At 64.6% G+C, this 12,386-nt stretch carries 15 protein-coding genes and 1 tRNA gene; 10 read left to right on the top strand and 6 right to left on the bottom strand.

The genetic code is table 11. The features are described from left to right. Positions 1-132 precede the first annotated feature (132 nt). The 5 genes from XH88_RS35515 to XH88_RS35495 all read right to left on the bottom strand — a co-directional run bounded on the left by XH88_RS35515 (position 133) and on the right by XH88_RS35495 (position 3,889). On the bottom strand, positions 133-864 hold the full coding sequence (locus XH88_RS35515) for an SDR family NAD(P)-dependent oxidoreductase (RefSeq protein WP_271672838.1): 732 nt from the start codon (positions 862-864) through the stop codon (positions 133-135). 81 nt (positions 865-945) lie between these two features. Continuing rightward, entirely contained in the window at positions 946-1,449 is a 504-nt protein-coding gene (locus XH88_RS35510; RefSeq protein WP_271672837.1) for a DUF6496 domain-containing protein, read from the bottom strand. A 68-nt stretch (positions 1,450-1,517) separates the two neighbouring features. Then, positions 1,518-2,300, bottom strand: coding sequence for an alpha/beta fold hydrolase (locus tag XH88_RS35505; protein ID WP_271672836.1), 783 nt, complete (start codon positions 2,298-2,300; stop codon positions 1,518-1,520). 4 nt (positions 2,301-2,304) lie between these two features. After that, on the bottom strand, positions 2,305-3,600 hold the full coding sequence (locus XH88_RS35500) for an O-acetylhomoserine aminocarboxypropyltransferase (protein ID WP_271672835.1): 1,296 nt from the start codon (positions 3,598-3,600) through the stop codon (positions 2,305-2,307). Positions 3,601-3,655: 55 nt separating this feature from the next. Further along, positions 3,656-3,889, bottom strand: a complete 234-nt coding sequence (locus XH88_RS35495; RefSeq protein WP_271672834.1) for a hypothetical protein — start codon at positions 3,887-3,889, stop codon at positions 3,656-3,658. 194 nt (positions 3,890-4,083) lie between these two features. On the opposite strand from XH88_RS35495, the gene XH88_RS35490 reads away from it, so the two are divergent. The 4 genes from XH88_RS35490 to XH88_RS35475 all read left to right on the top strand — a co-directional run bounded on the left by XH88_RS35490 (position 4,084) and on the right by XH88_RS35475 (position 6,427). Continuing rightward, positions 4,084-4,587 carry a Twin-arginine translocation pathway signal gene (locus XH88_RS35490; RefSeq protein ID WP_271672833.1) on the top strand — a complete coding sequence of 168 codons (504 nt, stop codon included), beginning with the start codon at positions 4,084-4,086 and terminating at the stop codon, positions 4,585-4,587. Between the two features lie 62 nt (positions 4,588-4,649). Continuing rightward, complete coding sequence (locus XH88_RS35485) at positions 4,650-5,207, top strand: ferric reductase-like transmembrane domain-containing protein (RefSeq protein ID WP_271672832.1); 558 nt, start codon at positions 4,650-4,652, stop codon at positions 5,205-5,207. A gap of 63 nt (positions 5,208-5,270) precedes the next feature. Then, positions 5,271-5,759 carry a Crp/Fnr family transcriptional regulator gene (locus XH88_RS35480; protein WP_271672831.1) on the top strand — a complete coding sequence of 163 codons (489 nt, stop codon included), beginning with the start codon at positions 5,271-5,273 and terminating at the stop codon, positions 5,757-5,759. Then, complete coding sequence (locus tag XH88_RS35475) at positions 5,756-6,427, top strand: HAD-IA family hydrolase (protein ID WP_271672830.1); 672 nt, start codon at positions 5,756-5,758, stop codon at positions 6,425-6,427. Before XH88_RS35480 ends, XH88_RS35475 begins: the two co-directional genes overlap by 4 nt. Positions 6,428-7,389: 962 nt before the next feature. Here XH88_RS35475 and XH88_RS35470 read toward each other — a convergent pair. After that, positions 7,390-7,464: transfer RNA gene (locus XH88_RS35470), tRNA-Thr, on the bottom strand. A 314-nt stretch (positions 7,465-7,778) separates the two neighbouring features. On the opposite strand from XH88_RS35470, the gene XH88_RS35465 reads away from it, so the two are divergent. The 6 genes from XH88_RS35465 (at position 7,779) to XH88_RS35440 (ending at position 12,309) form a co-directional block, all read left to right on the top strand. Next, positions 7,779-7,967, top strand: a complete 189-nt coding sequence (locus tag XH88_RS35465; RefSeq protein ID WP_271672829.1) for a hypothetical protein — start codon at positions 7,779-7,781, stop codon at positions 7,965-7,967. A 26-nt stretch (positions 7,968-7,993) separates the two neighbouring features. Continuing rightward, positions 7,994-9,700, top strand: a complete 1,707-nt coding sequence (locus tag XH88_RS35460; protein ID WP_271672847.1) for an FAD-dependent oxidoreductase — start codon at positions 7,994-7,996, stop codon at positions 9,698-9,700. A gap of 121 nt (positions 9,701-9,821) precedes the next feature. Further along, positions 9,822-10,130, top strand: a complete 309-nt coding sequence (locus tag XH88_RS35455; RefSeq protein ID WP_100175035.1) for an EthD family reductase — start codon at positions 9,822-9,824, stop codon at positions 10,128-10,130. A gap of 209 nt (positions 10,131-10,339) precedes the next feature. After that, positions 10,340-10,849 carry a hypothetical protein gene (locus XH88_RS35450; protein ID WP_271672828.1) on the top strand — a complete coding sequence of 170 codons (510 nt, stop codon included), beginning with the start codon at positions 10,340-10,342 and terminating at the stop codon, positions 10,847-10,849. 25 nt (positions 10,850-10,874) lie between these two features. Beyond that, complete coding sequence (locus XH88_RS35445; RefSeq protein ID WP_271672827.1) at positions 10,875-11,699, top strand: alpha/beta fold hydrolase; 825 nt, start codon at positions 10,875-10,877, stop codon at positions 11,697-11,699. A 160-nt stretch (positions 11,700-11,859) separates the two neighbouring features. Then, positions 11,860-12,309, top strand: coding sequence for a DUF2948 family protein (locus tag XH88_RS35440; protein ID WP_271672826.1), 450 nt, complete (start codon positions 11,860-11,862; stop codon positions 12,307-12,309). Positions 12,310-12,386: the final 77 nt, after the last annotated feature.

Genomic DNA, 12,386 nt, shown 5'->3' with positions numbered 1-12,386 from the left:
CGCCTCAACGCCAAAGCTCGCGATGCGCGTACCACCTACGCTAATGCAACTTGACAACAGAGATAGTCGCTCATCCGGCGCTTCGCGCCACCTTCTCCCACAAGGGGAGACGCGTCGCGCCCGCCACGCCCCCTAATTAAACGCCATCCCGCCGCTCAGCGCGATCGTCTGCCCGGTCATGTAGGCGTTGTCGACCAGCAGCATCACGGCCTTCGCCACCTCGTCCGCGGTGCCGAACCGGCCGAGCGGGATGCGGCTGATGAGTTGCGGCTGGCCGCTCATCATGTCGGTCTCGATCAGCGACGGCGCCACCGCGTTGACGGTAATGCCCTCCTTGACCAGCCGTGCCGCATAACCGCGGGTGAGCCCTTCCATGCCGGCCTTGGAGGCGTTGTAATGCGGGCCGATCGAGCCAGCCCCGCGCGCAGCACCCGACGAGATGTTGACGATGCGGCCCCACTTGCGCGCGCGCATCGACGGCAGCACCGCCTGCGTGCACAGAAAGGCGGATTTCAGATTGACCAGGATGGTGCGGTCGAAATCGTCCTCGGTGAGATCGTCGATGCCGCGGGTGATGGCGATACCGGCATTGTTGACGAGGATGTCGATGGGCCCGAGCCCGGCCGCGACGTGCTCGATCATGCTGGTCACGGCGCCCTGCTGCGAGACATCGGCAGCGGCGACAATGGCGCGTCCGCCCTGCTGGCTGATCTCGCCCGCCAGCTTCTCGGCCTGTCCGATTCTTTCGCGGCAGTTGATCGCGACGGCCACGCCGGCCCCTGCCAACGCCCGGCAGACGGCCGCACCGATCCCGCGCGAGCCGCCGGTGACGAGCGCGACGCGCCCCTTGAGGGTCTCTGACATGAAAACTCCGATCGATCCAATGACGATCGGATCGTCAGCCGGCAACAACCTGCGTTCAACTCACAAGGCCGCTACACGACATCAACCCTTGCGGCGCGCCCTGGTGCGTGCCGCTTTCTTCGCGGCGGCGGAACGGGCCTTGGGGCCCTTGGTGCGGCTCGCCTTGCGCGCGGCAGCCGAACGCGACGCGGCGCTGCGACGGCCTGCGGCGCTCTTGGCTTGCTTCGACAGCGCGCTGCGCGATGCAGTCGAACGCGGCTCCTTCTTCAGGACGTTCTCGACGGCGCGCGACACCTTCGGGCGCCGCTTTGGCGTGCGTTTGCCCTGGCCGGCCTCATAGGCATATTTGGCGCTGCGGCGGGTCGATTTCTTGGTGCGCCCTTTGCGCGGCGGCGGCAGATCCACGCCGGCGCGGCGCGCCTCGGACAGGCCGATGGCAATCGCCTGCTTGGTCGAGCGCGCGCCGTGCCTGCCTTTCCGGATCTTGTCGATCTCGTCCTTGACGAATTCGCCAGCCTGCGTGCTGGCCGATTTGCCGGCGCGCTTGTCCTGCTTCGCTTTACGAATGACTTCTTGTCTTGGCATGGGTCGAGTTCCCTCTGAGAGTCACAGGGATGTCTGACCGCAACGCATGACGCGGACGATTGATCCGCTCAGTTCCTCAAGGCCGCCAGCAGTTCATCCGGGCGCTCGGCCATGATCATGTGGCCCGCGCCCGGCACCACGACCGTCTTCGCGTGCGGGATCGCCGCCGCGAGCGTCTTGCCGGCCTTTGCCGGCGTCATCATGTCTCGTTCGCCGAGGATGAGCGTCGTTGGCACCTTCACGCTCGCGGCCGCGGTCAGCGCGTTCGCATAAGCATTGCAGGCCGACAGATCCTTGAACAGCACGCCCGGCGCGCAATGCTTCAACACCGCCTGTGCGCCGCCATGCATCCACAGGCCCGGCGCCAGGCTGCCGCCGAGCTCGGCGTTGAAGCCGAGGCCCCAGATCGACACCATGTCGTTGGCATCCTGCGAGTTGGCTTCGGCAGCCTTCAGCAGGTCGGGGCCCACCGTCATGGTCGCGGCCGTGCCGATCAGACTCAGCGCCGCGACCCTGTCGGGATGCCGTGCAGCCGTATCGAGCGAGATCAGCGATCCCATGGAATGGCCGATCAGGTGAGCCTTCGCAGCTCCTGCCGCATCGAGCAGCGCCGCTGTCCAGTCGGCCATTTCGGCGATGCTTCCCAATGATGGCCCGGCCGAGCGGCCGTGCCCGGGCAGATCAGGGGCCAGCACGCCAAAGCCGTGATGGGCGAACCAGCGCGTATGCAGCGCCCAGGTGGAATGATCGAAGCCGGCGCCGTGGAGGAAGACGACCGTGGGCAGCGCCTTGTCGAAGTCGCGGCCGCCGGTTGCGACGAACACGTCAGTGCCGTTGACGGTGAGCTGCATCCTGTCAAACCTTCTGCGAGATGCGCAGCGCCTGCGCGAGATCGTCGATGATGTCGGACGCGGTCTCGATGCCGACCGACAGCCGCACCAGCTCCTCGCCGATGCCCGCGGCCTTGAGCTGCTCGGCGTCCATCTGCTGATGCGTGGTCGACGCCGGGTGGATCACCAGCGTCTTGGCGTCCCCGACATTGGCCAAATGGCTGATCATGCGCAGCGACTCGATGAACTTGCGCCCGGCGGTCCGGCCGCCCTTGATGCCGAAGGAGACGATCGAGCCCGCACCGCGCGGCAGCAGCGTCTTGGCCAGCTGATAGTCGGGATGGTTCTCCAGCGAGGGATGCAGCACCCAGTCCACCGCCTTGTTGGATTTCAATGCTTCCAGCACCAGATGCGTGTTCTGCATGTGACGGTCCATGCGCACACCGAGCGTCTCGACGCCCTGCAGCAGCTGGAACGCGTTGGTCGGCGACAGGCAGGCGCCGAAATCGCGCAGGCCCTCGGTGCGCGCCCGCATGATGAACGCCGCGGTGCCGAACTGCTCGTCGAAAACGATGCCGTGATAGCCGCCATAGGGCTCGGTCAGCACGTCGAACTTGCCCGATGCGCGCCAGTCGAAGCGGCCGCCGTCGACGATGGCGCCGCCGATTGCGATGCCGTGACCGCCGATCCATTTGGTCGCCGAATGCATCACGATGTCGGCCCCGAGCTCGATCGGTCGGCTGAGATAGGGCGTGGCAAAGGTGTTGTCGATCAGCAGCGGAATTTTTGCCTCGTGCGCGATCGCCGCGACCTCAGGAATATCAAGGACCTCGAGGCCGGGATTGCCGATGGTCTCGCCAATCACCAGCTTGGTGTTCGGCTTGATCGCTTTCCGGAATGCATCGAGGTCGCGCGGCTTGACGAAGCTCGTGGTGATGCCGAAGCGTGGCAACGTATGCGCCAGCAGGTTGATGGTGCCGCCATAGAGCGAGCTCGACGCCACGATATGGTCGCCGGCATTGAGCAGCGTGGCGATGGCGAGATGCAGCGACGCCATGCCGCTGGCGGTGCAGATCGCGCCGACGCCGCCTTCGAGCGCCGCAAGCCGCTCCTCCAGCACGCCGGTGGTGGGATTGGAGATGCGCGTATAGATGTGACCGGCGCGCTCCAGGTTGAACAGCGCCGCCGCGTGGTCGGAATCCTGGAACACGTAGGACGTTGTCTGGTAGATCGGCACCGCGCGGGCCCCGGTCGCGGGATCCGGATGCTGGCCCGCATGCAGGCTCAGGGTCTCGAAGGCAGGTGGTTTTGGCGCAGGCATGCGTGGCCTCGAAGGTCTGTCGGCGATGGCGGCCCTTGTGCCACAAAACGGCGCGTCACGTCAGCTCATTGACAGCCTCACGTGAGCTCTCGCAGCGCTGAACGCCTGCGCGGATCGCCTGCTCGATGATCCGCGTCTCCCGCAACAGAATCTCCGTCACCTCCTGCTCGCGGCGCGCGCCGACCTCGATCGACAGTACCTGGATCGGATAGCCGCCGATCCTGCGATCGACGCACAGCGTGTCGTGTCGTCGCGTAGGAGCGGGCGAGCGCAGCCAAACCCATATCATGCATCGTCATCGAACAACGCGTCGATGGGTTCGCCTTCGCTCTTCGAACTGCGGCAAACGAGCCAGCGAACCTGGCCTGCATTCCCGTTCACAACGCTGTTATTGCGACCCGTTCCGCCCTTTGCCTCAACTGGGCGTCTGACGCCTGTTGTTGTATCCTCCATGTCGCGCCACCGTCGCCAGGAGGACCTGACATGACCATCGTCGTAATCAGCCGCCGCAACCTCCTCGCTGCCGGCGGTTCCGTCCTTGCAACGGGACTGTTGGCGTCAGGAGCTCCCGGGCTTCTGCTGCCCGTGCGCGCAGGAGGCCTCGCACCGACGGAATCGATGACGGGCGGCGCGAACAATTATCGCAAGGGTGCGCCGATCGTGGAGCGGATCGGCAAGGGCGGCTTCTGGATGAGCGGCACCGTGCGCCGCGCCGGCGACGGCGCGCCGCTCGCCGGGCAGCGCATCCAGATCTGGGCGCACACGGTCGAAGGTCAGGAGCACGAACCGCAGAGTCACGGCGCCACGCTCACCGACAAGGATGGCGCGTTCCGGCTCGAGATGCCGCAGATCATTCCGATCTTCGGCCAGCCGCACGGCCACCTCGCTTATGATAGCGGTGAGTTCAAGACCGTGTTCCTGCGGCCGATCATGCGGAGCGCAAAGGACACCAGCCTGGAGGCGCATTTCGTGCTTCAGCCGGTCTGACCGCGTTGCAAGCAAAGGGGTGGAGATCCCTGATCTGGGCCGCCCTTGTCCTGGCCATCGGCGTGCCGATCGCGCTCGCAGCGGAGAGCGAGCAGCTGGCATGGCGCGGTCCGGTCTATATTCTCGCTGGCTTCGCCGGCATCATTGCCCTCGCGCTCGTGCTGGTTCAGCCGCTGCTGATCGGCGGAGTTCTGCCCGGAATGTCGGCCTATCGCAGCAGGCGCGCCCATCACTGGATCGGCGGCGCGTTGGCCGTCGCGGTGGTGATCCACGTCGCCGGCCTTTGGTTCACCAGCCCGCCGGACATGATCGACGCGCTCACGTTCTCCTCGCCGACGCCGTTTTCGCCCTTTGGCGTGATCGCCATGTGGGCGATCTTCGCTGTGGCGCTGCTGGCGAGCCTGCGCCGGCGACTGGGACTGCGCCTGCGAACCTGGCGCATCGTCCATATCCCGCTCGCGATCGTCATCGTTGTCGGAGGCGTGGTGCATTGTCTGCTGATCGAGGGCACGATGGAGACCATCTCGAAGGCGGTGCTGTGCGCGGCTGTGCTTGCGGCGACCGCTAAGGTCATGGCCGATCTCTGGCGAAAGCGGACGCTGCGGGCTGAGAGGGCGTAGGATGGCTTGAACGGATCCTGCGGGCCGATTGCCGCTGTTGGTGGCGGGGGATATGCTTGCGCCATGACCGCCAGTTCTTCCGATCTGAAGGCCTTCCTGCTTGCGACGCCGTTTTTCGGTGGTCTGTCGGACGCGAGTCTCGACCTCTTGATCTCGATGCTGGTCGAGCGCCGCTTCGAGGCCGGCGCGACTGTTGTCGCCGAAAGCGAGCCGGGACGCTCGATGTTCATCGTCAAGTCCGGCCGCCTGGCAGTGAGCAAGCGCGCGAGCGCGGGCGGCGTCATCCCGCTTTCCGCTCTGGAGCCCGGCGATTTCTTCGGCGAGATGACGCTGATCGAAATGCAGAACCGCTCCGCCACCGTCGTCGCGGAAAGCGAGACCGTGCTGTACGAACTGACCGCCCAGAAGCTCTACGCCTGCTACAAGGCCGACATCCACGCCTATGTGATCGTCCTGCAGAACATCAATCGCGAGCTGTGCCGGCGGCTGCGCCGCGCTGACGAGCGGGTTGCGGGGCATCGGGCGGGCGATGAGGAAGCCCCCGCGAGATGAATGCGCGCATAACTCCCGAACTCATCATCTTCGATTCCGACGGCGTTCTGGTCGATAGCGAGGTCATCGCGCTGACCGTGTTTGCCCGCATCGCAGCCGAGGAAGGCGTGGCGATCAGCGTGGAGGACGCCGTGCGTTGCTTCCGCGGGGTCAAGATGGCCGATTGCGTGCGCGAGATCGAGCGCCGGCTGGGTCGCGGCGTCCGGGATAGTTTCGTCGCCGACGTGCGACAGGCAACGGCGCTGGCTTTTGAGGCCGAATTGAAGCCTGTCGATGGCATTCATGCCGCACTGGCAGAGATCAACAGTCCCGTTTGCGTAGCGTCGAACGGGCCGATGTCGAAGCTCACGCATGCGCTCGGATTGACGAAGCTTCTCGGCCACTTCGAAGGCCGCATTTTCAGCGCCTACGAGGTCGGTTCATGGAAGCCGGATCCCGGCCTGTTCCTGCATGCGGCACAAACGATGGGCGCGCAGCCCCCGGCCTGCGTCGTTGTCGAGGATTCGTTGTCCGGAGCCCGCGCAGCCAGGGCCGCTGGAATGAAAGTCCTGGGCTTTGCCGGCGGTCATCCGGACGCCGAACAGGAGCTGGTGGCGATCTGCGACGGCGTCTTTCATCGCATGAGCGATCTGCCGTCGCTGCTGGCTTGTCCTGCGGGGAGGGCGTAGGCCGCGTAGGATGGGTAGAGCGCAGCGAAACCCATCATGCATGCCACCGAACAAGGTCTCGATGGGTTTCGCTGCGCTCTACCCACGAGTTCGCCCCATCCAGTGAGCCGAGGATTGACCGGCTATAGCAGCGCCAATGAGTGGAGCGAGTTTCGATGAAGGCCGAATGCAACCAAGCCGGACAGAAGCAACGCAGTCCCAGCCACGATCAAGCAAAACGCAAACACTATCGGAGCCCCGAATTCGTCTTGAATGACCATGACGATAATAGATAAAATTTTACCGACAATCGAAAGGAAGAATTAACCTTACCTGCGCGGGCGAACTGGTGCTGCTCGATTGAGCCGTCGGGCAAAACACCCCAATAGTCGTCAACCCTCCCCGCAAAAATATTCCACTTTACCGAAATTCGGTTTTGCGGCATTCTTTCGCCATCCCGGCCCAAAGGAGAGGGGCGATCGTACGTCGTCACGAACGTGGGTTGGGGAAGCGGTGGACGCGGCAGCGCCGGCGCGGATGTGAGGGCAGGGCGGGCGGAGGATTGAGCCGAACCCCGTGAGCCCGGCACAAGCCGTGTCGTACGAACGGCGCCTATGCGTACGGCAAAACCGTGTGGTCCTGGCTGTCGTTGCTACAGCCAAGCTTTGGCGGAGACGTATCGCCCCAACCGGGCGCGGTGTGTCATCTTTCGCCAAGTGACGGTGACAACAAAGAATTCGTCGCCGGGGAGAGCACGGCATAAGCCGTCCGACCACCGCGCAGGGAAGGCCGGGTGTTCGGCGTCACCTGTATGCTGCTGTGCGGTTTCCTTGCGCTACATTTTCGCGCAGCGGACCGCGGGTGCCCGTCGGCACCCGGTCTTCCCTGCGCCCTCTTCAGAGGAGGAGGGCAACAGAGACGAGCAAAACTCGGGCGTTCGGTGCCGCGAGAATGCCGATCCGTGCTTGTTGTAGAAGAATGGATGGTGCTGCCAGACAGGATTGAACTGTCGACCTCTCCATTACCAATGGAGTGCTCTACCACTGAGCTACGGCAGCAATGCTGGGATAAGAATCGGCCACCCGAGGGGCCTACCAAGCGGGCCGATATCTGCCACAGGCCTCCCCGCTGTGCAAGCTTGCAAGATCGGCCAAAACGAGAAAATCGGGACGATATCGGGGTTATTACGGCTGTTTTCGCCCGAAACGACCGACTTTCCATCGATTTTGGGGCCGCTTCCCCCGCCAACTGGCCAGTTGGCCCCAGGGGTGGATTCGACCCATTTTGGATTTCGCACGATCTCGGCTACCGGGCCACTTGAGCTGCCGCATTCTCTGGGCATGTTAGCAGCCATCTGCTGGATGGACCCGTGATGGCTGACGAGACCGACAAGAGCGCAAGACAGGCGAGGGCATCGCGGGACGACCGCCTGAAATCGGCGCTGCGGGAGAATTTGAAGCGGCGCAAGGCGCAGGCGCGCGAACGGGCCGCAAGCGCCGACCCCTCGCAAGCCGCCGATGATTCCCTAAATGAGGGGACCGCCGGCGAGGCCGGTAACTAGAAAATTTGGAGTGCGTGGACGTGGCGATGGGGCAGAACGAGCAGGACCGAACCGATCGCGACGCGCAGATGGCGCGCTTCACCCGCCCCGAGCAGACGTTTCCGACGCTGACGTCCGCCGAGATCGAACGTCTCAGGAATTTCGGCGAGCTTCGCGTCTATAAGGACGGCGAGCTGCTGTTCGAGACCGGCAAGCCGGGTCCGGGCATGTTCGTCGTGTTGAAGGGCCATGTGGCCATCACCCAGCGCGATGGGCTTGGCAATGTTTCGCCGCTGATCGACCAGGGCCCGGGCCAATTTCTGGCCGAGCTCGGCCAGCTCTCCGGCCGCCCGGCGCTGGTCGATGGCCGCGCCGAAGGCGATGTCGAGACGCTGCTGCTGCCGCCCGAGCGCCTGCGCGCGCTATTGGTTGCGGAAGCCGAGCTCGGCGAGCGCATCATGCGCGCGCTGATCCTGCGCCGGGTCAATCTGCTCCAGGCCGGCGTCGGCGGCACGGTGCTGATCGGTCCCTCGCATTCGGCCGGCGTGGTCCGCTTGCAGGGCTTTCTCACCCGCAACGGCCAGCCACATCATCTGCTCGATCCCGACCGTGACCGCGATGCCGCTGAATTGATCGCGCGCTATTCGCCGAAGCCCGAAGATTGGCCGCTGGTCGTCACCTCCGATGGCGCCGTGCTGCGCAACCCCGGCGAGACCGAGCTTGCGCGTGCGATCGGCATGATCGGCGGCCCGCGCAATGACCGCATCTACGACGTGGCGATCGTCGGCTGCGGCCCGGCCGGGCTCGCCACCGCCGTGTATGCGGCGTCCGAAGGGCTTTCGGTCGCCGTGCTCGACACCCGAGCCTTCGGCGGTCAGGCCGGCGCCAGCGCGCGCATCGAAAACTATCTGGGTTTTCCGACCGGCATTTCCGGACTGGCGCTGACCGCTCGCGCCTTCAACCAGGCGCAAAAATTCGGCGCTGACATCATGATTCCCGTGACCGTGAAGTCGCTCGACTGCACGGGCAAGGACGGTGCGTTTTCCGTTGCGCTCGACGGCAGCGATCCCCTGCGCTCGCGTTCGGTCGTGGTGGCGAGCGGTGCGCGCTATCGCCGGCCCGACATTGCGAACCTCGACAAGTTCGAGGGTCGCGGCGTCTGGTACTGGGCCTCCCCGATCGAGGCCAAGCTGTGTGCCGGCGAAGAGGTGGCGCTGGTCGGCGCCGGCAATTCGGCGGGGCAGGCGGCCGTGTTCCTGTCGGGACATGCCAAGAAAGTGCTGATGATCATTCGCGGCGGCGGGCTTGGCGCCAGCATGTCGCGCTATCTCATCGAGCGCATCGAAGCGACGCCGAACATCGAGCTGCTGTTCAACACCGAGATCACGGCCCTCGAAGGCGACGAGGCTGCGCTGCTGCGACGGATCCGCTGGAGGAGCCGGCTGTCCGATGACGAGGATTCTGCCGACATCAAGAACCTGTTCCTGTTCGTCGGCGCCGATCCCGCCACCGCCTGGCTCGACGGCTGCGGCGTCACGCTCGATCGTGCCGGCTTCGTCGTCACAGGCGCGCAGTCCGAGCTGAACCAGGGCAAGCTGGTGGCGCCGCTCGAGACCTCCGTCCCCGGCGTCTTCGCCGTCGGCGATGTCCGCTCCGGATCGGTCAAGCGCGTCGGCGGCGCCATCGGCGAAGGCGCGCAGGTCGTAGCCTCGCTGCACGGCTATCTCGGCGACGCCGCAAAACCGGCGCTTTAGTCAAGGATATGACAAGCGGATGGCAAGTCGAATGTGACTTGCCATCTTGCTTTGTCCCACGGACACTCGACGCGTCGCGAGGCCAATCGCGCGAAGACAAAGACTGAACTGGGAGGACTAAATGGCCGAACTCGTCGTGCTCTACAAAACGCCCAAAGACGCTGCTGCCTTCGACAAGCACTATGCCGAAACCCACATTCCGCTCGCCAAGAAGCTTCCTGGCCTCAAGAAATACGCCGTCAGCACCGGCGCGGTCGGTTCGCCTGCCGGACCATCGGGCATTCACCTCGTTGCCATTCTCACCTTCGACAGCGTGGGCGATATCCAGAAGGCCTTCGGCAGCGAGGCGGGCAAGGCAGCCGCAGGCGACGTGCCGAAATTCGCCAGCGGCGGCGCCGATCTGCTGATCTTCGACACCAAGGAAGTGTGAAGGATCGATTCAACTTTCATCGAAAGTTTGGTCCGCGTCCAAAACTGCCGTCGTTTGTGACAGCAGTGCAAAAAAAACAGCCATGCGTTTTTCGATTCGCACGAACACGCATGGCTGCACGCGCACGTGTGATGCGAGTGCAGGTGGTAATCCGGTGAGGGGCGTAATATCAATCTCCAGATCTCAATGCAGAGAGTAGGAGAGATGCCATGGTTCTCGGCTTGAGCCTTGCCGCCTTCACGTTGGTCCACGTCATCATCAGCCTGATCGGCATTGTCGCTGGCCTTGCCGTGATGTTCGGCCTGCTCGGCTCGAAGCCGATGCCGGGCCTCACCGCGATCTTCCTGCTGTTCACCATCCTCACCAACGCCACTGGCTTCCTGTTTCCGTTCAAGGAGCTGCTGCCCTCGTACATCATCGCCGCCCTCTCGCTGGTGCTGCTCGCGATCGCCTGCATCGCGCTCTATGGCATGAAACTTTCGGGGGCATGGCGGCCGGTCTACATCGTGACCGCGATGATCTCGCTCTACTTCAACGTCTTCGTGCTGATCATCCAGTCGTTCCTGAAAGTGCCGGCGCTGGCCGCACTCGCCCCGGCCGTGCCGCCGGCGCCGCCGTCGGGCCCCGTGTTCGCCGTGGTGCAGGGCATCGTGCTGGTGTTCTTCGTGCTGCTGACCATCGGCGCCTGGCGCCGCTACAAGCCGATGGCGTTCGCCTGATCGTTTCTGACTGAAGGAGTTCCCCATGCCTATCATCACCACCAAAGACGGCGTCGAGATTTTCTACAAGGATTGGGGCTCGGGCCAGCCGATCGTGTTCAGCCATGGCTGGCCACTGTCGTCAGACGACTGGGACGCGCAGATGATGTTCTTCGTCACCCGCGGCTATCGCGTCATCGCGCATGACCGCCGCGGCCATGGCCGCTCGGCGCAGGTCGCCGACGGCCACGACATGGATCATTACGCCGACGATCTCGCGGCGCTGACTGCGCATCTCGATCTCAAGAACGCCCTGCATGTCGGCCATTCCACCGGCGGCGGCGAGGTGGTGCACTACATCGCGCGCCACGGCGAGTCTCGCGTGGCGAAGGCCGCGATCCTCTCCGCGGTGCCGCCGCTGATGGTGAAGACGGACGCCAATCCCGGCGGTCTGCCGAAGAGCGTGTTCGACGGCTTCCAGGCCGCGCTCGCCGCCGGCCGCTCGGCGTTCTACCGCGACATCGCCGCCGGTCCCTTCTATGGTTACAACCGCCCCGGCGCAAAGCCGTCAGAAGCGGTGATCCAGAACTGGTGGCGTCAGGGAATGATGGGCGGCGCGAAGGCGCATTACGACGGCATCGTCGCGTTCTCGCAGACCGATTTCACCGAAGATCTGAAGAAGATCAACGTGCCAGTGCTGGTGATGCATGGCGACGACGATCAGGTCGTGCCCTACGCCGATTCCGCACCGCTGTCGGCCAAGCTGCTCAAGAAAGGCACGCTGAAGACGTACAAGGGTTTTCCGCATGGCATGCCGACCACGGAAGCAGAGACGATCAACGCGGATCTGCTGGCGTTCTTCAAGGGCTGAGCGGCCCGCTTCTAGCGCGCGGGAAAGGACGGGATGTCTCAGCGAGGCTGACCGGTATATCCTCCGGGCTCGCGGCCGCCGCTTCGGCCGCGAACCTTTGGATATTTCGGCGCCTGTGCGCGTTGAGCCGCGTCGGGTCCCGCAAGGAGAAGTGTCGGTAATGTCTCCCCAGCTCAAACTGATTGCGCTCGATGCCGACGATCTCGCCGTGATCTCGACCCATGTGCAGGATGCCCGCGTCCAGCCTTCAGACATCATCTGGCGGCAGGGCGAGAAGCGGCTGGTGGTCGGCATGAGCCGGCTGGACTGGGAGCAGACGCTGGAGGGAGAGACCGAACCGCGCCGGCTGGTCGCGGCGCTCCGCTTCGACCGCGTGCTCGCCTGTAAATCGCGAAACATCGATTTGGGAGCTCCGGACAAGATTCTGGACCTCGTCGGCATCGAATTCCACCCGCAGGACGGCCGCGACGAGGAGCCCGGCGGCAGCGCGCTGCTGCTGTTTGCCCACGGGGGCGCGATCCGGCTCGACGTCGAATGCCTGGAATGCCAGCTGACCGATCTGGGGACGGACGAACTGGGGACAGGAGTTCGGATTGAGGGGGAGGGGTGAGGCGGCCTGGATACCAGCTCGGTTGGGTCAGGCCTCGCCGGGACGGTAGCTTCAAAGGGGGGCTGCCAAGGAGGCTT

The organism is Bradyrhizobium sp. CCBAU 51627 (assembly GCF_028128765.1).
Taxonomy (GTDB): Bacteria; Pseudomonadota; Alphaproteobacteria; order Rhizobiales; family Xanthobacteraceae; genus Bradyrhizobium.
This window is presented reverse-complemented; position numbering and strand designations above follow the sequence as displayed.